This is a genomic window from Pseudomonas sp. G5(2012), assembly GCF_000408945.1.
Lineage (GTDB): Bacteria > Pseudomonadota > Gammaproteobacteria > Pseudomonadales > Pseudomonadaceae > Aquipseudomonas > Aquipseudomonas umsongensis.
This window is the reverse complement of the sequence record NZ_APIO01000008.1, coordinates 48,520-71,368: the sequence shown is the minus strand read 5'-3', so window position 1 is coordinate 71,368 and position 22,849 is coordinate 48,520. Positions and strand designations below refer to the sequence as shown.

Genomic DNA, 22,849 nt, shown 5'->3' with positions numbered 1-22,849 from the left:
TTTGTGCTTCCTGCCTACTGATCCGGATGCTGAGAAATGAATGCTGAAGACTCCTTGAAACTTGCTCGCCGGTTTATCGGGTTGCCCCTGGAAAAGCGCCAGATGTTCCTCGCGGCCTTGCACAAGGAGGGCGTGGATTTCGCCCGGTTTCCGATCCCGGCCGGCGTCGAGGCCGAGGATCGCCAGGCGCTGTCATACGCCCAGCAACGCATGTGGTTTCTCTGGCAGCTGAACCCGCAAAGCGGCGCCTACAACTTGCCAGGTGCGGTACGCCTGACCGGCCGCCTGAACCTGTCGGCGCTGGAGCAGGCATTCGCCAGCCTGGTGGCGCGCCACGAAACCTTGCGCACGGTGTTTGCCGTGCAGGCCGACGACAGCTTGCTGCAAGTGCCGGCCACGGCGCCGCTGCTGATCGAACAGGTGGATTTCAGTACCTTGCCGGCCGCCGCGCGCGAGCAGGCCGTGGCCGAAGCCGCCGAGCGCCAATCGGTGCTGCCGTTCGACCTGGGCACTGGCCCGTTGTTGCGCGTGACCTTGCTCAAGCTTGCCGAACAGGAACACGTCCTGCTGCTGACCCTGCACCACATCGTGTCCGACGGCTGGTCGATGAACGTGCTGATCGACGAATTCATCCGCTGCTACGACGCCTTCGATGCCGGTACGCAACCGCAACTGGCAGCCTTGCCGATCCAGTACAGCGACTACGCCCTGTGGCAGCGCCGCTGGCTGGAGGCGGGCGAACAGGGGCGTCAGCTCGACTACTGGCAGGTGCAACTGGGCGACGAACATCCGGTGCTGGAGCTGCCCACCGATCACCCGCGCCCGGCGATGCCAAGCTATCGCGGCACCCGCTACGAGTTCGCCGTTGACGGACAACTGGCCGAGCAACTGCGGGCCACCGCGCAGAAACACAACATCACTCTCTTCATGCTCCTGCTCGGCGCCTTCAACGTGCTGCTGCACCGCTACACCGGACAGACCGACATCCGCGTCGGCGTACCGATCGCCAACCGCAACCGCGCCGAGATCGAAGGGCTGATCGGTTTCTTCGTCAACACCCAGGTGCTTCGTACGCAACTGGACGGCCAGGCCACGGTCGATGAACTGCTGCGCCGTATCAAGGAAACTGCACTCGGCGCCCAGGCCCACCAGGACCTGCCATTCGAGCGCCTGGTCGAAGCGTTGAAGCTGGAACGCAGCCTCAGCCATACGCCGTTGTTCCAGGTGATGTACAACCACCAGCCGCAGGTCGCGGACATTTCCACTGTGACCACGGCGTCCGGCCTGGTGCTGGGAACGATCGAGTGGCAAGGGCGCACCACCCAGTTCGACCTGACCCTGGACACTTACGAAAAAGGCGGCAGGCTGCACGCCGCGCTGACCTACGCCCACGACCTGTTCGACGCCGCGACCATCGCGCGCATGGCGCAACATTGGACGCACCTGTTACAGGGCATGGTCAGCGATACCCAGCAGCGCATCAGCGATTTGCCGCTGCTGGAACAAGCCGAATACCAACTCATCGTCCATGACTGGAACCGGGCCGACGACAGCTGCGCCCAGGACCTTTGTATTCATGAGCTGATCGGCCAGCAAGTGAAGGCGACCCCGGATGCGCTTGCCGTGACCTTCGCCACCCGCCAGCTGACTTATAGCGAACTCGACCAGCAGGCCAATCGCCTGGCACACAAGCTGATCGAGCTCGGCGTCGGCCCGGAAGCGCGGGTCGGCGTGGCCATGCAGCGTTCCGAGCACCTGCTGGTGGCCTTGCTGGCGGTGCTCAAGGCCGGTGGTGCCTACGTGCCGCTGGACCCGGATTACCCCGCCGAACGCGTGGCCTACATGCTCGAAGACAGCCGTGCTTTGGTGTTGCTGACCGAAGCGCAAGTGGCCAAATCCCTGAGCGTGGCGAGCGATACCCAAGTACTGCTGATGGACAGCCTCTCGTTGGCGGCTTACCCCATCAGCGCCCCCGTCACCGGCGTCACGCCGGACAACCTGGCCTACGTGATCTACACCTCCGGTTCCACCGGCAAGCCCAAGGGCGTGGCGATTGTCCATCGCAACGTGTTGGCGCTGATCGACTGGTCGCAATCGGTGTACAGCCGCGACGACATTCAAGGCGTGCTGGCGTCGACCTCGGTGTGCTTCGACCTGTCGGTGTGGGAACTGTTCGTCACCCTGGCCAACGGCGGATCGCTGATCATTGCCCGCAACGCCCTGGAGTTGCCGCAGCTGCCGGCCCGGGATCAGGTGCGCTTGATCAACACCGTGCCGTCGGCGATCAACGCGTTGCAGCGCGACGGGCAGATCCCGTCGAGCGTGCGCATCATCAACCTCGCCGGTGAACCGTTGAAACAAAGCCTGGTGGACGCGCTGTACCGGCAGCCGAGCGTCGAGCACGTCTTTGACCTGTACGGTCCGTCGGAAGACACCACCTATTCCACTTGGACCCGCCGCGAGGCCGGTGGCCACGCCAACATTGGCCGCCCGCTCAAACACACTGCCAGCTATCTGCTGGATGCGGACCTGCAACCGGTGCCGCAAGGCGTATCCGCCGAGCTGTACCTCAGTGGCGCGGGCATCACCCGTGGGTACCTGGCACGGCCAGGCCTGACCGCTGAAAAGTACGTGCCCAATCCGTTTTCCAGCAGCGGCGAACGCCTGTACCGCAGCGGTGACCTGACCCGTTATCAGGCCGACGGCACCCTGCAGTACATCGGCCGTATCGACCATCAGGTCAAGGTCCGGGGCTTTCGTATCGAGCTGGGTGAAATCGAAGCGCAGCTGTTGCAGCAGGATGCTGTGCGCGAACTGGCGGTGCTGGCCCAGGACGGTATCAACGGTCAGCAACTGGTGGCCTACATCGTGCCGACCGATCCGGCGATGCTGGACGACCTCGACGCGCAGGCGCCCCTGCGTGAATCCCTGAAAGCGGCCTTGCGTCAGCACCTGCCGGACTACATGGTCCCGGCGTTCCTGCTGTTCCTCGAGCAACTGCCGCTGACCCCCAACGGCAAACTCGACCGCAAGGCGCTGCCGGCGGTGGACGGGAGCCAGCAACAACGCGAACACGTCGCGCCACGCAGTGCCCAGGAAAAATCTCTCGCGGCGATCTGGCAGGACGTACTGGCCATCGACAACGTCGGCCTGGAAGACAACTTCTTCGAGCTGGGCGGCGACTCCATTGTCTCGATGCAGGTGGTGAGCCGCGCACGGCAGGCCGGGATCCTGCTCAGCCCCAAGGACCTGTTCCAGCACCAGACCATCCGCAGCCTGGCCCAGGCGGCGCGCAGTGGCGAGCAACAACTGATCGACCAAGGCCCGGCCAGTGGCGCGGTGGCGTTGGCGCCGGTGCAACGGTGGTTCTTCGAACAGGCAATTCCAGAGCACCAGCACTGGAACCAGTCGCTATTGCTGGTACCGCGCGAGGCGTTGAACGTCGAAACGTTGGATCGTGCCCTGGAACATTTACTGACCCATCACGACAGCTTGCGCCTGCGTTATCAACAGACAGATAGCGGCTGGCAGCAGGCCTATGCCGCGCCGACCACCGACTCGGTGCTGTGGCAACACCAGGCACAATCGGTCGAGCAGCTCAGCACTTTGTGCGACGAAGCCCAGCGCAGTCTCGATTTGCACAACGGACCGTTGCTGCGTGCACTGCTGGTTTCAATGGCTGACGGCAGCCAGCGTTTGCTGCTGGTAATTCACCATCTGGCGGTGGACGGTGTGTCCTGGCGTGTGCTGCTGGAAGACCTTCAGCACTTCTATAACGGCGGCACCGCATTGGCGAAAACCAGCTCGTATCAGCGCTGGGTCACGCGCTTGCAGGCGCATCTGCCAGCTTTTGAGCGCAGCCTCGGCCACTGGCAGAATCAACTGCAAGACGCGCCAGATGACCTGCCATGCGAATGCCCGAACGGCGCGCTGGAAAACCGCTTCGAACATAAACTCGAACTCAAGCTCGATAGCGAGCAAACCCGCAAGCTGCTGCAACAGGCCCCGGCGGCTTACCGCACCCAGGTCAACGATCTGTTGCTGACCGCACTGGCCCGCGCCGTTTGCCTTTGGAGCGGGCAAGGCAGCGCGCTGATCCAGCTCGAAGGCCATGGCCGTGAAGACCTGTTCGATGACGTCGACCTGACGCGCACCGTGGGTTGGTTCACCAGCCTGTTCCCGGTCAACCTGAAACCCGCTGCCGATCTCGGCGCGTCGATCAAAACCATCAAGGAACAACTGCGCAGCGTCCCGGACAAGGGGCTGGGCTACGGCGCGCTGCGCTACCTTGGCAGCGCACAGGCACGCGCCGAACTGGCGGCGTTGCCGCAACCGCGCATCACCTTCAACTATCTTGGGCAGTTCGACCGTCAGTTCGAAGCAGGGGCGTTGTTCACCCCGTCTACCGAAGGCAACGGCATCGCGCAGGACCCGTCGGCCCCACTGGGCAACTGGCTGGTGGTTGAAGGTCAGGTCTACGGCGGCGAATTGTCCCTGAGCTGGGGCTTCAGCCGTGAGATGTTCGACACTGCGACCGTCCAGCGACTGGCCGACGTTTACGCGCAGGAACTGATCGCGCTGATCGAACATTGCTGCACCGTTGAAGCCGCGCAAGCTACGCCATCGGACTTCCCGCTGGCGCGCATCGATCAGGCGCAACTGGACGGGCTGCCGCTCGCCATTGCCAATCTTGAAGACCTGTATCCGCTGTCGCCGATGCAACAGGGCATGCTGTTCCACACCCTGTACGAACCGCAGGTCGGCGCCTACATCAGTCAGTTGCGCCTGGACATCGGCGGGTTGGACATCGAGCGATTTCCCCGCGCCTGGCAAGCCGCGGTCGAGCGTCATGACAGCCTGCGCAGCAGCTACCACTGGCAAGGCCTGGATACCGCACATCAGGCGATTGCCCGACAGGTCGCGTTGCCGCTCCAAGTGCTTGAAGCCACTGACACCGACGCACTGGCCGACGCCGAGCGCGCGCAAGGATTCGAGCTGGGCATGGCGCCGCTGTTTCGCCTGAAACTGGTACGTACCGGCGCTGATGCCTGGCACTTGATCCACACCAGTCACCACATTCTGATGGACGGCTGGAGCAACGCACAGTTGTTGGCCGAAGTGATCCAGCACTACGCCGCCGGCCAGCCGCTGCCAGTGCCAGCCGGTCAATACCGCGACTACCTGGGCTGGTTGCAACAGCAATCGGCAACTGCCGGCGAGCAGTTCTGGAAAGCCGCATTGGCACCGCTGCAAGCGCCGACCTTGCTGGCTGAAGCCTTGCGTCCACCGGTAGACGCGACGGGCAGCGAAGAGCATCGCCTCACACTCGACTGCCGCGCCACCCAGCATCTGGCCGCCTTCGCCCGCCAGCACAAAGTCACCCTCAACACCCTGCTGCAAGCGGCCTGGAGCCTGTTGCTGCAACGCTACACCGGCCAGGATTGCGTGGTGTTCGGCGCCACCGTGGCCGGACGTTCGGCGCCGTTGCCGGGGATCGAACAACAGCTGGGCTTGTTCATCAACACCTTGCCGCTGGTGTGCGCGATGAAACCGGACCAGACCGTCAGCCAATGGCTGGGCGAACTGCAAGGCCTGAACCTGGCCATGCGCGAGTTCGAGCATGTGCCGCTGTACGACATTCAGGGCTGGGCGGGGCAGCAGGGGGCTGCGTTGTTCGACAGCCTGCTGGTGTTCGAAAACTTCCCGGTGGCCCAAGCGCTGAAACAGGGCGCGCCGGCCGGGTTGTCGTTCGCCAACCTGCACAACCACGAGCGCACCCACTATCCGTTGACCCTGGGCATCGAATTGGGCGAAGGCCTGGGGCTGGAGTTCAGTTATGACGCGGCGCGTTTCAGCGCGACGCAGATCGCCCAGTTGTCAGCCAATTTGCAGCACCTGCTGATGCAATTGGTGGCATCGCCAGAGGCGGCTTTGGGCTCGCTGGAACTGCTCGATGTCGACGGCCAGAACGCGGTGCTCGCGATCAGCCAACCGCCTGCGGTTGAGTTATCCACAACGCTTCTGGCTCACCAACAAATCGCCGCGCAAGCCGCCGCCACGCCCGATGCACTGGCATTGCAAGTGGACGACCACAGCCTGAGCTACGGCCAACTCGATGCCCAAGCCGACCACCTGGCCCAGCGCCTGATCGACAACGGCGCCGGCCCCGGCAAGCGTGTCGGCCTGGCCGTGCGCCGTGGTCCGCAACTGATCGTCAGCCTGCTGGCGGTCCTGAAAAGCGGCGCAGCCTACGTCCCCCTCGACCCGAAATACCCAACCGAACGCCTGGCCTACATGATCGAAGACAGCCGCCTCGACGTGCTGCTCCACGAATCCGGCCTGCTCGAAGATGTGCCAAACGTACAACGCCTAACCCTCGAAGACACCACAACCCCTGTAGGAGCGAAGCTTGCTCGCGAAGAGGCCCGACCAGCCGCCGAAGATCTCGCCTACATCATCTACACCTCCGGCTCCACCGGCCAACCCAAAGGCGTCGCCATCACCCACGCCGCCCTGCGCGAGTTCTGTCAGACCGCCGCCGACTATTCAAGGCTGTCACCAACCGATCGCGTCTTGCAATTTGCCACTTTCAGCTTCGACGGCTTCGTCGAACAATGCTTCCCGGCATTCTGCGTCGGCGCAACCTTGATCATGCGCGGCGATGACCTGTGGGACGCTGGCCGACTGGCCACCGAAATCGTCGAGCAGGGCGTGACGGTTGCCGATTTGCCGGCCGCTTATTGGTTCCTGCTGGCCCGCGAATGCGCCAGCGGTGTCGTGCCAAGCCTCGGCGACTTGCGCCAGGTACACGTCGGTGGCGAAGCCATGTCGGTGGAAGGCCTGCGCCTGTGGCATCAAGCGGGTTTGAGCCACGTGCGCCTGCTCAACACCTACGGGCCGACCGAGGCGACCGTGGTGTCCAGCGTGCATGAATGCCGATTGGCCGATGCCAGCGATGCCTTTGGCATTCCAATCGGTCGCGGCATCCCTGGCCGTGCGCTGTACGTACTGGACGCTGCCGGCCAGCTACTGCCGGCCGACGGCGTTGGCGAGTTGTGCATCGGCGCACCGGCCTGCCTGGCGCAAAGTTATTTCGACCGCCCGGCGCTGACCGCCGAACGTTTCCTGCCGGATCCCTTCGCCCGCGAACCGGGCGCACGGCTGTATCGCAGCGGCGACCTGGCGCGCTACAACGGTAACGGCGATCTGGAGTACGTCGGACGGATCGACCATCAAGTGAAAATTCGCGGTTTCCGCATCGAGATGGGCGAGATCGAAGCCTGCCTGCAAGCCCGGGACGAGGTGCGCGAAGCCGCCGTCATCGCCCAGGACGGCACACAATTGGTGGCCTACATCGTCGCCAGCAGCACGGTGGTTTTGCAGGCTCAATACCTGCTAGGGCTCAAAGCCGTCCTGCAGCGCTCGTTGCCGGAATACATGGTGCCCAACCACATGGTCCTGCTCGACAGGTTGCCGCTCAACAACAACGGCAAGCTCGACCGCAAGGCCTTGCCACGGGTTGAAGCGGGCGATGTGCAACGCGACTTTGTTGCCCCGATGCAAGGGTTGGAGACGCAACTCGCGCAGATCTGGCAAGCCGTGCTGCAGGTCGAGAAAGTCGGTCGCGACGACAACTTCTTCGAGCTCGGCGGCCATTCATTGCTGGTGCTGCAAGTGATCTCCCGTGTACGCCAGCAACTGCAACTTGAGCTGTCGGTGAGCAATTTGTTCTCTGCGGCGAATCTGGCGGAGTTCGCCAAGCATGCGGCGCAAGCGAACCTCAGCGGCCAACCACCGTTGCAACGCGCATCGGACGATCAACCGCGCCTGCTGTCCTACGCCCAGCAACGCCAGTGGATTCTCTGGCAACTGGACCCGCACAGCGCGGCCTACAACATCCCGGCGGCGCTGCGCCTCAAAGGCCCGCTGAACCGCCGGGCCCTGCGCACAACCTTCGCCCAGTTACAGGTTCGCCACGAAACCCTGCGCACCACCTTCGAACAGAAGGGCCAGCAGGCGCGCCCGGTGGTGCATGTCGAGCTGCCGTTGCAGTTCAATGAACAGCCCATCAATGAGTCGGCAATCAACACTGCGGTGGCCGCAGAAATCGCCCGGCCGTTCGATCTGCGCCATGGCCCGCTGTGGCGTTGTTTGCTGCTGCACGTCAGCGCCGAAGACCATGTGCTGGTGCTTACCGTGCACCACATCGCCGCCGATGGCTGGTCGATGCAGGTGATGGTCGATGAATTCAGCGCGCTGTATCAGGCTGCCGTGCAAGAGCGTGCTGCCAACCTGCAGGCACTGCCGGTGGCTTACAGCGACTACGCCCGTTGGCAGCGCGACTGGCTGGAAGCCGGCGAGGGTGCGCGGCAACTGGCGTGGTGGCGCGACCAACTGGCGGGCAGCCAGGCGCCGCTGGCGTTGCCGAGCGAACTGACCCGTCCGGTCCGGCGCAGCGAGCGCGGCGCCAGCCTGGCGTTGAACGTCGATCGCCAGCTGCTGGCCGGTTTGCGCGAGCGTGCGCAAGAACAGCAAGTGACGCTGTTCATGCTGTTGCTGGCAAGTTTCCAGACCCTGCTGCACCGCCAGAGCGGGCAGTCGGGCATCAGCGTCGGCGTGCCGAGTGCAGGGCGTTCACGCCTGGAAACCGAAGGCCTGATCGGCTTCTTCATCAATACCCAGGTGCTGCGTGCCGAGATCGACGGGCAGCAACCGTTCAGCGCCTTGCTACAACAGGTCAGGCAAACGGCATTGGACGCGCAGGCTCATCAGGACTTGCCGTTCGAGCAACTGGTCGATGCACTGCAACCGGACCGCAGCCTCAATCACAGTCCGTTGTTCCAGGTGCTCTACAACCATCAGCAAAAACTCGGCGCCAGTGTCGAGCGCGCGGTGGCCGATTTGCAGGTCGAGCGCCTGCACTGGCAGCAGCACACCGCGCAATTCGATCTGGTGCTCGATACCCAGGAGCAGGGCGATGAACTGGACGCCAACCTGAGCTACGCCACCGACCTGTACGACGAGGCCTCGATGCAGCGCTTCGCCGAACAGTGGTTGAACCTGTTGCGCGCAGTGGTCGAAAACCCACAGCAGCGCGTCGCCGAATTGCCGCTGCTGCAAGCGCCGCAATACGGCGAATTGATCCAGCACTGGAATCCGACCTTCGAGGCACAAGCGCAATCGCCCACCTTGCATCAGCTGTTCGAAGCCCAGGCCGCGCAACGCCCACACGCCATCGCACTGACCTGCGAAGGCGAGCAGATGAGCTACGCCGCGCTCAACGCCGAGGCCAACCGCCTGGCGCGCAAACTGCGCGAGCAGGGTGTCGGCCCCGAAGTGCGGGTCGGTATCGCCACCGAGCGGGCAATACCGCTGGTGGTCGGCTTACTGGCGATTCTCAAGGCCGGTGGCGCCTACGTGCCGCTGGACCCGCAATACCCGGTCGAGCGCCTGAGCTACATGATCGATGACAGCGGCATTGGGTTGCTGTTGACCCAATCTCACCTGATCGACGGCTTGCCGGCCCGCGAAGGCGTGCAGGTTCTTGATCTGACGGCGTTGCAGCTGGACCGCTACAGCGCCGACAACCTGGCGCCGTTGGCAAGCCCGGACAATCTGGCCTACGTGATCTACACCTCCGGCTCCACAGGCCGCCCAAAAGGCGCCTTGCTCAGCCATGGCAACGTCGGGCGCCTGCTCACGGCCACTGCTGGCGAGTTCGATTTCGGCGTGAACGATGTCTGGACCCTGTTCCACTCCTACGCCTTCGATTTCTCGGTGTGGGAGTTATTCGGCGCGTTGTGCACCGGTGGGCGCCTGGTGATCGTGCCGTACTACATCAGTCGCGAACCGCAGGCGTTTCATCGCTTGCTCTGCGATGAAGGGGTGACGGTGCTGAACCAGACCCCGACCGCGTTCCGCCAGTTGTTGCCGATTGCCTGCGCCAGTCCGCGCAGCCTGGCGTTGCGCCAGGTGATCTTCGGTGGCGAAGCGCTGGAAGTGGCCAGCTTGCGTCCCTGGTTCGAACGCTTCGGCGACCAACAACCAACGCTGGTGAATATGTACGGCATCACCGAGACCACGGTGCACGTGACCTACCGCGCGATCCGCCTGGCCGACCTCGATGCCAAGGCGCAAAGCCCGATCGGCCTGCCGATCCGCGACCTGCGCTGGTACTTGCTCGACAGTCAGTTGCAACCGGTGCCAGTGGGCGTGGCGGGGGAGCTGTACATCGCCGGCGCCGGCCTGGCGCGCGGTTATCACGGGCGTAGCGGCCTGACCGCCGAGCGTTTCGTGCCAAGCCCCTTCGATGCGGCGCAGCGCCTGTATCGCAGCGGCGACCTGGCGCGCCAGCGCGCCGACGGCAGCATCGACTACCTGGGGCGGATCGACCAGCAAGTGAAGATCCGCGGGTTCCGCATCGAACTGGGCGAGATCGAAGCGGCCGTGCTGGCGCAACCGGGCGTGCGTCAGGCGGTGATCAGCGTGCATGTCGATGACGGCGGTCCGCAGCTGTGCGCCTACGTCGTCGCCGAACTCACTTCGAATGATCCGATCGCCTGGCGCGACACCCTGCGCGCCGCACTCAGCGTCGATCTGCCGGATTACATGGTGCCTAGGCACTGGTTGTTGCTCGATGCCTTGCCGCTGACCAGCAACGGCAAGCTCGACCGCAAGGCCTTGCCGCTGCCGGATGCCGAAACCTGGCAGCGCCCGTTCGAAGCCCCCGAGGGCGAGCTCGAACAGCAGCTGGCGGCGATCTGGGCCGAGGTGTTGGGCGTGGCCCGGATCGGGCGGCGTGACAACTTCTTTGAATTGGGCGGGCATTCGCTGCTTGCCGCCCAGGCCAGTGCCCGCGTGGAACTGGAACTGGGCATCGAGCTGCCGCTGCGCGTGCTGTTCGAAAGTAACGACCTTCAGGCTTATGCCGCCAACGCCTGGCAACACGCCCCGATTGACAACGATGCACGCCTGGATGCGCTTGAGTCGCTTCTGGACGAGATGGAGATTAACTGATGGAACACAGCACCGCCTCGCGTATCGCCTCCCGCTTCGCTGGCCTGCCGGCCGACAAGCGCCGTGAGTTTCTGGCAAAAATGCAGGAGCAGGGCGTGAGCTTCGGCCAGCTGCCGATCCCGCCCGCCACCACGCCGCAAGCGACTTTCGAATTGTCCTATGCGCAGCAGCGTCAATGGTTCCTCTGGCAGCTCGACCCGCAGAGCAGCGCCTACAACATTCCTGTGGCCCTGCGTCTGCAGGGGCCGCTGAACCTTGCGGCGCTGCAACAGAGTTTCGACGTGCTGCTGGAGCGTCATCAGAGCCTGCGCAGCCGTTTTGTCGAGGAAGACGGCCAGGTGATGCAAGCCCTGGCGAGCTTCAACACGCTGCCCATCGAACAGCACGATCTGCGCGCCGAACCCGAAGCGCTACGCCTTGAATCGGCGATGAAAAAAGTCGAGGCGGAGATTGCCCGTCCGTTCGACTTGCAACACGGCCCGCTGTTGCGCGTCAGCTTGTTACAGCTGGACGTTGATGACCATGTGCTGGTGCTGACCCTGCATCACATCGTCACTGATGGCTGGTCGATGGGCGTGCTGGTCGAAGAGTTCTCAAGGCTCTACGCGGCCCATTGCCAAGGCCAGAGCGCTGGACTTGAAGCGTTGCCGATCCAGTATTCGGACTATGCGGCCTGGCAGCGGCGCTGGATGGAAGCCGGCGAGCTTGAACGTCAACTCGATTGGTGGCGTGAAAAGCTCGGCAGCGAACAGCCGTTGCTGGAGTTGCCCATCGATCGCCCGCGTCCGGCACAACCGAGCCAGCGCGGCGCTCGTCTGGACTTCGCCTTGGATGCCTCGCTCGCCACCGGCCTGATGTCCCTGGCCAGACAGCGCGGCGTCACGCCATTCATGCTGTTGCTGGCCAGTTTCCAGGCCTTGCTCTATCGCTACAGCGGCCAGTCCGACCTGCGTATTGGCGTGCCGATCGGCAACCGCAATCGCGCGGAAACCCGTGGCCTGATCGGCTTCTTCGTCAACACCCAGGTGATGCGCGCCGAACTCGATGGCCGGCTGCCGTTCGCTCAGTTGCTCGAGCAGACCCGCGCCTTTGCGCTGGATGCCCAGTACCATCAGGACTTGCCGTTCGAGCGCCTGGTGCAGGCCCTGCAAGGCGAACGCAGCTTGAGCCACAGCCCGTTGTTCCAGGTGATGTTCAACCACCAGCAGGCCAAACCCGCAGCGGTCAGCGGCTTGCTCGCCGGCCTGCGTGTCGAGGTGCTGAACGCCACGGCGCACACCACCCAGTTCGACCTGCAACTGGACACCCAGGAAGAGGGCGACAAGCTGTTCGCCAGCCTGACCTACGCCACGGACCTGTTCGACGCCGAACGCATCGAGCACCTGGCCCGGTATTGGCGCAACCTGCTGGCCGGGGTGCTGGCGAACCCGCAAATCCCGCTGGCCGAATTGCCGTTGCTCGATGCCGACGAGCACCTGCGCATCCTCGACGACCTCAACGACACCGCTCAAGACTATCCAGGCGAAGTCTGCGTACAGCGGCATTTCGAAACGCGAGTGATGGAAAATCCACAGGCGACGGCGCTGGTGTTCCAGGGCCAGTCCCTGAGCTACGCCGAGCTCAACCTGCGCGCCAACCGCCTGGCCCACCACTTGCGCGCCCAGGGTGTCGGCCCGGAAGTGATCGTCGGGATCGCCTGCGAGCGTTCGCTGGAAATGGTCGTCGGCCTGCTGGCGATCCTCAAGGCCGGCGGCGCCTACGTGCCGCTGGACCCGCAATACCCGCTCGATCGCCTGGGCTACATGATCGAGGACAGCGGCATTTCCCTGCTGTTGACCCAGGAACACCTGCTGGCGCAACTGCCGACGCCGGACAGCGTGCGCACCCTCTGCCTGCAAGCGCATTCCGAGTGGCTGAGCGAACTGCCGGGCGATGATCTGCCCAACCTGGCTGTCGGCGAAAATCTCGCCTACATGATCTACACCTCCGGTTCCACCGGAAAACCGAAAGGTGCGGGCAACCGTCATGTAGCCCTGCATAACCGCCTCGAGTGGATGCAGCAGGCCTACAACTTGCTGCCGAGCGACCGCGTGCTGCAAAAAACACCATTCAGTTTCGACGTGTCGGTGTGGGAGTTTTTCTGGCCGCTGATGAAAGGCGCGACGCTGGTGATCGCCGCTCCAGGCGAGCATCGCGATCCGCAACGCCTCGCTGCACTGATCGTCGAGCAAGCCATCACCACGCTGCACTTCGTGCCGTCGATGCTCTCGGCCTTCATCGCTGCCGATGAGGCGCTGGCCTGCACCTCGCTGACCCGCATCGTCTGCAGTGGCGAAGCGCTGCCGATGGAGCTGCAACGCCAGACCCTGCGCAGCCTGCCGCAAGCCCATCTGTACAACCTGTATGGCCCGACCGAAGCGGCCATCGACGTGACCCACTGGACGTGCGTGGAAGAGGGCCGCGACAGCGTGCCGATCGGCCGGCCGATCGGCAACCTGCGCACCTTGATCCTCGACAGCGAACTGCAACCCATGCCGCAGGGCGCGGTAGGCGAACTGTACCTGGGCGGTATCGGCCTGGCACGGGGTTATCACCGCCGTGGCGCGTTGACCGCCGAGCGTTTCGTGGCCGACCCGTTTGGCAGCGGCGAGCGTCTGTACCGCACCGGCGACCTGGCGCGCTACCGCGCCGACGGTGCCATCGACTACTGCGGACGGATCGATCACCAGGTGAAGATTCGCGGCTTGCGTATCGAGCTGGGGGAAATCGAAGCGCGCCTGCAAGAACATGCCGGCGTGCAGGAAGCCGTGGTGCTGGCCCTCGACGGCCCGAGCGGCAAGCAACTGGTGGCCTACATCGTGCCGCAGGATCGCGGCTTGGTCAGCGCCGATGCGCAGCAGCAAGGCGCCTGGCGCGAAACCCTGAAAAGCCACCTGCTCGGCAGCCTGCCGGACTACATGGTGCCGGCGCAGACCGTGCTGATCGAACAGATGCCCCTGAGCCCCAACGGCAAACTCGAGCGCAAGCGCCTGCCGGCCCCCACCGCGCAGGTCAGCCAGCGCGCGTTCGAAGCCCCGCGCAGCGAACACGAGCGCGTGCTGGCGCAGATCTGGCAGGACGTGCTGGGCCTGGAGCAGGTCGGGCGCCAGGACAACTTCTTCGAACTGGGCGGTGACTCGATCATTTCGATCCAGGTGGTCAGCCGCGCACGGCGTGCCGGTCTCGGCCTGCAACCGCGCGACCTGTTCCAACAGCAAACCCTGCAAGCCCTGGCCGCGGTGGTGAAAGAACAAGCCGCACCGCTGGCGCAGCAAGGGTCGGTGGATGGCGTGCAAACACTCACGCCGATCCAGCGCTGGTTCTTCGAAGAACCGATCCCGCAGCGGGCCCACTGGAACCAGGCGGTGTTGCTGACGCCGCGCGAAACCCTCGAACTGCCGCGCCTGCAAGGCGCCCTGCAACGTGTGCTCAAGCAGCACGATGCCCTGCGCTTGCGTTTCAGCCAGGTCGACAGCCAATGGTCGGCGCGTTATGTCGGCGCCGACAGCGCCGATGTCATCGACATGCTCTGGACTGCCCGCGTCGCCAGTGATGCGTCGCTGGAATCGGTGTGCGATGAAGCCCAGCGCAGCCTCAGCCTGCAAGACGGGCCGCTGCTGCGCGTGGCGCTGATCGCCCAGGCCGATGGTTCGCAACGTTTGCTGTTGGTCATCCACCACCTGGCGGTGGACGGGGTGTCCTGGCGCGTGCTGCTGGAAGATTTGCAGGCCGCGTATCAAGGCCAGGACCTGCCGCCCAAGACCAGTGCCTTCCAGGCCTGGGCGGACAAGCTCAATGCTTATGCGGCGTCCGAAACGGCCATGAATGAATTGAGCTGGTGGCAGAGTCACCTGCACGGTGCCAGCGATTCGTTGCCGGCGGCCAATGCACAAGCCAATCAGGCCGGGCATCTGCGCCAAGGCGTCAGCATCGGTCTGGACCGCGAGCAGACCCGCCAGCTGCTGCAACAAGCCCCGGCGATCTATCGCACCCAGGTCAACGACCTGCTGCTGACCGCACTGGCTCGTACCCTCAGCCGATGGACCGACAGCGAATCGGCGCTGATCCAGCTCGAAGGCCACGGCCGCGAAGAACTGTTCGACGACATCGACCTGACCCGCACCGTCGGCTGGTTCTCCAGCCTGTTCCCGGTGCGCCTGACGCCGACGGCCGACCTCGGCGGCTCGATCAAGGCGATCAAGCAGCAACTGCGGGACATCCCCGGCAAAGGCCTGGGCTACTGCCTGTTGCGCTACCTGGGCGATGCAGCGGCGCAAGCGACGCTGGCCACGTTGCCGCAAGCGCGGGTGACCTTCAACTACCTCGGCCAGTTCGACCAGAGCTTCGCCGAGGACGCGCTGTTCACGCCTGCACGCGAATCCAGCGGCGCCGCGCAATCGGCGGATGCACCGTTGCCGAACTGGCTGTCGGTGGACGGCCAGGTCTATGGCGGTGAACTCAAACTCGACTGGACCTTCAGCCGCGAGTGCTTCGAGCTGCGCGAGATTGAAACCCTGGCGAACGATTTCCGCGCTGAACTGTTGGCGCTGATCGACCATTGCCTGAGCGACGGCGCAGGTGGCGTGACCCCGGCGGACTTCCCGCTGGCGCGCTTGAGCCAGGCACAACTCGACGCGCTGCCAGTGCCACCGGCGCAGATCGAGGATGTGTATCCGCTGTCGCCGATGCAGGCGGGCCTGTTGTTCCACAGCCTGTACGAATCCGAATCCGGCGCCTACGTGAACCAACTCAGCGTCGAAGCCCGTGGCCTCGATGCCGATCGTTTGTGCCGCGCCTGGCAAGCCGTGCTCGACAGCCACGCGATCCTGCGCAGCAGTTTCCACTTCCCCGAAGGTTTCGAGGCACCGGTGCAACTGGTGCATCGTCATCTGCCATTGCCGATGACCTGCCTCGACTGGCGTGGCCGCGAGAATCAGGCCGATGCGCTGGCGCAACTGATCGACAGCGAACGCCTGCAACTCGATCCGACCCGCGCTCCGCTGATGCGCCTGACCCTGGTGCGCCTGGACGACGAGCGCCAGCATCTGGTCTACACCCACCATCACCTGTTGCTCGACGGCTGGAGCAATTCGCTGCTGCTCAGTGAAGTGCTGCAGCGTTATGCCGGGCAGGATGTACCCGCACCCACCGGGCGATTCGCCGACTACATCGGCTGGCTGCAACGCCAGGATGACGAAGCTGACGAGCTGTTCTGGCGCGAGCAATTGGCGAGTCTCGACAACCCGACGCTGCTGGCCGAGACCATGGGCTTCAACAACCGGGCGAACACGGCATTTGCCGATCACCGCCAGACCTTCGACGTCGCCACCAGCAAGCGCTTCAGCGACTTTGCCCGGCAGCAGAAAGTGACACTCAACACCTTGGTGCAAGGTGCGTGGGCACTGTTGCTGCAACGCTACAGCGGCCAGCGCAGCGTAGCGTTCGGCGCCACGGTGGCGGGGCGCCCGGTGGACTTGCCGAGCGCCGAAAGCCAGCTCGGCCTGTTTATCAACACCCTGCCGGTGATCAGCAGTCCGGACGCCATCGAAAGTGTCGAGCAATGGCTGACGCGTTTGCAGGCGCAGAACCTGGAACTGCGCGAACACGAATTCACCGCGCTGGGCGATATCCAGCGTTGGGCCGGACGGGCCGGCGAGCCACTGTTCGACAGCTTGCTGGTGTTCGAAAACTTCCCGGTCGCCGAGGCCTTGCAGCAGGGCGCACCGGCTGGCTTGAGTTTCTCGATTCCACAAAACCACGAGCGCACCAACTTCCCGCTGACCCTGGCGGCCACCGCGGAAAACCAACTCAGCATCAACTGGAGCTACCAGTGCAGCCACTTCAGCCGCGAGGCGATCGTGCGCATGAGCGAGCACCTGGCCGCGTTGTTGACGGCGATGGTGGCTGCACCACAAGCGGCCTTGAGCGAGCTGGACCTGCTGACCGAGGTGGAACGCACGCAGCAATTGCTGGAGTGGAACCCGCCGTTCACCGCAGAAACAAATCCGCTGTGCGTGCATCAACTGATCGAGGCCCAGGCCCTTATCCGACCTGACGCCACGGCGCTGATCTTCAGTGACCTCGAACTGAGCTTCGACCAACTCAACCGCCGCGCCAACCAGTTGGCCCATCGCCTGCGCGCCTTGGGCATCGGCCCGGAAGAGCGGGTCGGCCTGGCCATGCAGCGCTCGCCAGAGATGATCATCGGCCTGTTGGCGATCCTCAAGGCCGGCGGTGCCTACGTGCCGCTGGACCCGGCCTACCCGGCGGAGCGCCTGCGCTACCTGATGCAAGACAGCGGCATTTCCCTGCTGGTCAGCCAATCCTGGCTGCGGGAAAAACTGCCACTGCCCGAAGGCTTGCCGGTGCTGGAAATCGACCGCGAAGCGCTTGAGGGGATGCCCGACAGCAACCCGGTCAACCTGACCTGTGGCGAAAACCTCGCCTACCTGATCTATACCTCGGGTTCCACCGGGCGGCCCAAAGGCGTCAGCGTGGCCCACGGCCCGCTGGCCATGCACTGCGTGAAGATTGGCGAGTTGTACGGCATGACCCCGGACGACCGCGAACTGCAATTTGCCTCGATCAGCTTCGACGGCGCCCACGAGCGCTGGCTGACGCCCCTGGTGTTCGGTTCGGCGGTGATGCCGCGCGACGACGAGTTGTGGAGCGTGGAGCGCACCTGCGCCGAGATCGAAAAGCACGGCATCACCATCGCCTGTTTCACCCCCAGCTACCTGGGGCAGATCGCCGATTTCATGGGCGAAGCGGGACGTGATCTGCCGATCCGCTCCTACACCCCATGCGGTGAAGGGATGGCCAAGCATGCGTTCGACGAAGTGCAGCAAGTCCTGCAACCCAAGCGCCTGATCAACGGCTATGGCCCGACCGAAACGGTGATCACGCCGCTGATCTGGCTGGCCTATCCGGACACCGAATTCGACTCGGCGTTCATGCCGATTGGCCGGCCGGTGGGCAACCGCAGCGCCTACATCCTCGACAGCGGTTTGCAGCCGTTGCCGGTTGGCGTGGCGGGTGAGTTGTACCTGGGCGGCGAGGGCGTTGCCCGTGGGTATCACCAGCGTCCTGACCTGACTGCCGAACGCTTCGTGCCCGATCCGTTCGTGCCGGGGGCGCGTCTGTACCGCAGTGGCGACCTGGCGCGGTTCCGTGCCGATGGCGTCGTCGAATACCTCGGCCGTATCGACCAGCAAGTGAAGATTCGCGGCTTCCGTATCGAACTCGGCGAAATCGAAGCCTGCCTGCTCGAACATGAAGGCGTGCGTGAAGCCTTTGTGATTGATCGCGACGGTCCGGTGGGCCGGCAACTGGTGGGCTACGTGGTGCCGCGCGATCCGCTGGCTGACGAACAGGAACTGCAGGATGCATTGACCGCGCACCTGCGCAGTCGCTTGCCGGCGCACATGCTGCCAGCGCATTTGCTATGCCTGGCCGCGTTGCCGCTGACGCCGAATGGCAAGCTCGATCGCCAGGGTTTGCCAGCGCCTGAGGCGACTCGACACACTCAGGATCAAGTGGCCGCCGCATCGCCTGCCGAAGCGCTGTTGGTGGACATCTGGCAGGACTTGCTCGGCCTGGACTCGGTGGGCGTCACCGAGAACTTCTTCGAACTGGGCGGTGATTCGATCATCTCGCTGCAAGCGGTGAGCCGTGCCGGGCTGCGCGGGCTGGTGTTCAGTCCCAAGCAGTTGTTCGAGCAGCAGAGCATTCGTGCACTGGCCGCGGTGGCGAGCCGTCGTGAAGCCGTGTTGGTCGAAGTGCCTGCAGTCGAGGAATTTTCCTTGGTGCCGCACATCGATTCCACCGCCCGCGAAGGCTTGCAAGACCTGTATCCGCTGTCGCCGATGCAGCAGGGCATGCTGTTCCATTGCCTCGAATCGCCGCAGCTCAACCCCTACGTCAACCAGTTGAGCGTGGCAGTGGACGGCTTGCAGGTGCCGCGATTCCGCGCGGCGTGGCAAGCCTTGATCCAGCGTCATGAAGTCCTGCGCGCCGCGTTCCGTTGGCGCGATGGCCTGGCCGATCCGCTGCAAGCGGTGTTCGCCAGCGTCGAGTTGCCGATCGAGGAACTCGACTGGCGTGAGCACAGCGACACAGAAAAGGCGCTGGGCGAACTGGCCGCCGCCGAACAGGCCAAGGGTTTCGACCTGAGCTGCCCGCCGCTGATGCGCTTTGTCCTGGTGCGCCTGGGTGAAGAACGGTACCAGATGATCTGGATCTACCATCACCTGCTGCTCGATGGCTGGAGTGCCTCGCGCCTGCTCGGCGAGATGCTGCGCCTGTACCACCACGACAGCCTGCCGGCGCTGACCGGGCGCTATGCCGACTACATCGCCTGGCTGCAACGCCAGGACCAGGCGCAGGCAGAAAGCTTCTGGCGTGAGCGCCTGGCGTCGCTCGAGGCACCGACCATCCTGGCCTCGGCCTCGGGTGCCGCAGGTTCCGGTCACGGCGTGATGTACAGTGACCTCGACGCCGAGGCGACGCGCAAGTTGCACCGTTTCGCCAAGCGTCAGCGCGTCACCCTCAACACCCTGGTGCAAGGCGCCTGGCTGTTGCTGCTGCAACGTCACAGCGGCCAACGCAGCGTAGCGTTCGGCGCGACAGTGGCGGGGCGGCCGACGGGGCTGGCCGGTGCCCAGGACATGCTCGGCCTGTTCATCAACACCTTGCCGGTGATCCAGACCCTCGACCCGCACCAGCCGCTGGGCGAGTGGCTGCGTGACTTGCAGGACTACAACCTGGCCGTGCGCGACTTCGAACACACGCCATTGTCCGACGTCCAGCGCTGGGCCGGGCAGGGTGGCCAGGGCCTGTTTGACAGCATCATCGTGTTTGAAAATCATCCGGTGGACCGTGCCTTGAAAGGGGGCGAGGAAGGTGAGCTGCGCTTCGCCGAAGTCGGCAGCGGCGGCGTCACAAACTTCCCGATGGACTTGATGGTCAGCGCCAACGACCAGGGCCTGGAAGTCGAGTACCTGTACCTGCGAGATCGCTTCAGTGAACAGGAAGTGCAGCGCATTCGCGCACAGTTGGAAGGTTTGCTGCGTGCGTTGCCGGAGGATGCGGACTGTCTGCTCGGTAACATCGGCCTGCCCGAAGCGCGCGTGAGCCTGCCGCAAGCCTTTAGCGACAACCCTGATCTGCTGCACAGCTTCAATCAGCATGTGCGCAGCCAACCGCAGAAAATCGCCTTGTTCTGTGAGGATCGCGAAGTCAGCTACGCCGATCTTGAACACCAGGCCAATGCGCTGGCGCAGTTGTTGATCAGTCGAGGCATTGGCCCGGAAAGCCTGGTGGCGGTGGCCTTGCCCCGTTCGGAGCGCACCATCGTCGCGTTCCTTGCCGTGCTCAAGGCCGGTGCGGCCTATCTGCCGCTGGACCTGTCATACCCGGCCGAGCGCCTGGCCTACATGCTCGAAGATTCGGCCGCCAGCCTGTTGCTGTGCGACAGCGACCTGGGGGATCGCCTGGTACTGGCCGCCAGCCCGCCACGCGTGTTGCTTGATCAGACGAGCCTGGTTGGCAACACCGAGTTCCCGGTTTCCCATCCACTGCCGGGGCACCTGGCGTACCTGATCTACACCTCCGGCTCCACCGGCCAGCCCAAAGGCGTGGCGGTGGAACGTGGACCGATTGCCCGGCATTGTCGCGGCATCATCGACCTCTATGAACTGGCGCCGCGCAGCCGCGAACTGCACTTCATGTCGTTCGCCTTCGACGGTGCCCAGGAACGCTGGCTGAGCGTGCTGTTGGCCGGTGGCAGCCTGGTGATTCGCGAGGACAATCTGTGGACCCCGGAACAGACCCTGGAGGTGCTGCATCGCCACAACGTCACCGTCGCCTGCTTCCCGCCGGCGTACCTGCAACAGATGGCCGAAGTGGCCGAGCGCCTGGGCAATCCGCCAGCGGTCGAGGTGTACTGCTTTGGCGGTGATGCGGTGCCGGACGCCAGCTTCGAGCAGGTCAAGCGCGCCCTGCGTCCGCAGCGCCTGGTCAACGGCTACGGCCCGACCGAAACCGTGGTCACGCCGCTGCTGTGGCGTGCGCAAGCCAGTGAAACCTGCGAGGCGGCCTATGCGCCGATTGGTCGTGGTGTGGCGGGCCGTGGCCTGTACATTCTCGACGCCGACCTCAATCCGTTGCCGGTCGGCGTCAGCGGCGAGTTGTACCTGGGCGGCGAATGCCTGGCACGGGGTTATCACCTGCGCCCGGGCATGAGCGCCGAGCGTTTCATTGCCGATCCGTTCGCGGCCGGTGGTCGCATGTACCGCACCGGCGACCTGGTGCGCCAGCGCGAGTGTGGGTTGATCGACTACCTCGGCCGGCTCGACCAGCAAGTGAAGATCCGCGGCTTCCGTATCGAACTGGGCGAGATCGAAGCCCGTCTGCGTGATTGCGCAGGGGTGCAGGATGCCGCCGTGGTGGTGCATGACACGCCCACTGGCAAACAGTTGGTCGGTTATGTAGTGGCCGCTGCCGCTGCCGCTGCCGGGCTGGATCGGCGCTTGAAGGCCGAGCTGCAAACGCAGATGCCGGACTACATGGTGCCGGCGCGGATCCTGGTGCTGCAGCGCTTCCCGCTGTCGGCCAACGGCAAGCTTGATCGTCGCGCACTGCCGGTGCCGGAATGGACGCTTGGCGGTTACCGCGCGCCGCGTAACGCGCTGGAATGCGCGCTGGCGACGATCTGGCAAGAGGTATTGGGTGTGCCGCAAGTGGGCATCGACGACAACTTCTTCGAACTCGGCGGCGACTCATTGCAGGTGCTCAAAGTCATCTCGCGGGTGCGTAGCCAGCCACAACTGGGCTTCGAATTGAAACTGCGCGACCTGATGCAGAAACCCTGCATCGCTGAACTCAGTGGCTACCAGGCTGCCGAGACTTCGAGTGCGCCGGACCCGTTGCTGGCCTTGAATGGCCGGGTGGCGAAGGTGCCGGCGCTGTTCTGCCTGCACGCCGGGTTCGGCACGGTGTTCGACTACGAGCCCCTGGCCCGCCGCCTGGAAGGACGGCGCACGGTGTACGGCCTGCAATGCCGCATGCTGCTCGACCCGCAATGGCAGGATGCGTCGTTGCTGGCCATGGCCCAGGCCTATGCCCAGCGCATTCGCACGCAACAGCCGCAAGGCCCGTACTACCTGCTCGGCTGGTCGCTGGGTGGCGCGTTGACGCAATTGGTCGCCCATGAACTGGAGAGCCAGGGGCAGACGGTAGCCTTCGCCGGGCTGGTCGACAGTTATGTGGCGGGTACCGCCGAAGCGGGGGACTGGCGCGAAGATTTGGCGGATTTCCTGAAGTTTGTCCTCGGTCAACCGTCTGAACAAGCACAGGCATTGATTGCCTTGAAAGCCGCAGGCCTGAATGAGCGCGAAGGCGCCGCCGCGGTGATCGAGGCGGCCATGCACGGCACTAATGACCACGCGGCGCTGGGCGCTAGTGAACTGACGCAGATATTCGCCACTGGCTCGTCGCTCAAACAACTCGCCTTGGCCCAGAGGCAATTGCCGAAGGTACAGGTTGGCAGCCATCGATGGTGGATGGCCGGGCGCGACGACGAACGCCGGGTGTTCGAGGCCCAGGTGGGGCATCACGGAGTGGATCGTCTGTTGGCGGGCGGGCACTACGAGTTGCTGCGTGGTGATCAATTGCTCAATGAACTGGACGACTTGCTGGAGCATCGCTTAGCGACTGCATGACAAAAATTGTGGCGAGGGGATTTATCCCCTCGCCACAGATGACCGCACTCACCTCTGGGGGAGCGTCGCTCGTT

The 22,849-nt window shown here is 64.3% G+C and carries 2 protein-coding genes; both read left to right on the top strand.

Annotated features, from left to right (window positions below; all coding sequences use genetic code 11):
- Positions 1 to 36: 36 nt before the first annotated feature.
- Positions 37 to 11,016, top strand: coding sequence for a non-ribosomal peptide synthetase (locus PG5_RS03510; RefSeq protein WP_020795706.1), 10,980 nt, complete (start codon positions 37 to 39; stop codon positions 11,014 to 11,016).
- Entirely contained in the window at positions 11,016 to 22,775 is an 11,760-nt protein-coding gene (locus PG5_RS03505; protein WP_020795705.1) for an amino acid adenylation domain-containing protein, read from the top strand. Before PG5_RS03510 ends, PG5_RS03505 begins: the two co-directional genes overlap by 1 nt.
- The last annotated feature ends 74 nt before the right edge of the window (positions 22,776 to 22,849 follow it).

Bases quoted from the DNA above. Each gene is read 5' to 3' on its own strand.
- PG5_RS03505 (WP_020795705.1), top strand. From the start codon at position 11,016: ATGGAACACAGCACCGCCTCGCGTATCGCCTCCCGCTTCGCTGGCCTG.
- PG5_RS03510 (WP_020795706.1), top strand. From the start codon at position 37: ATGAATGCTGAAGACTCCTTGAAACTTGCTCGCCGGTTTATCGGGTTG.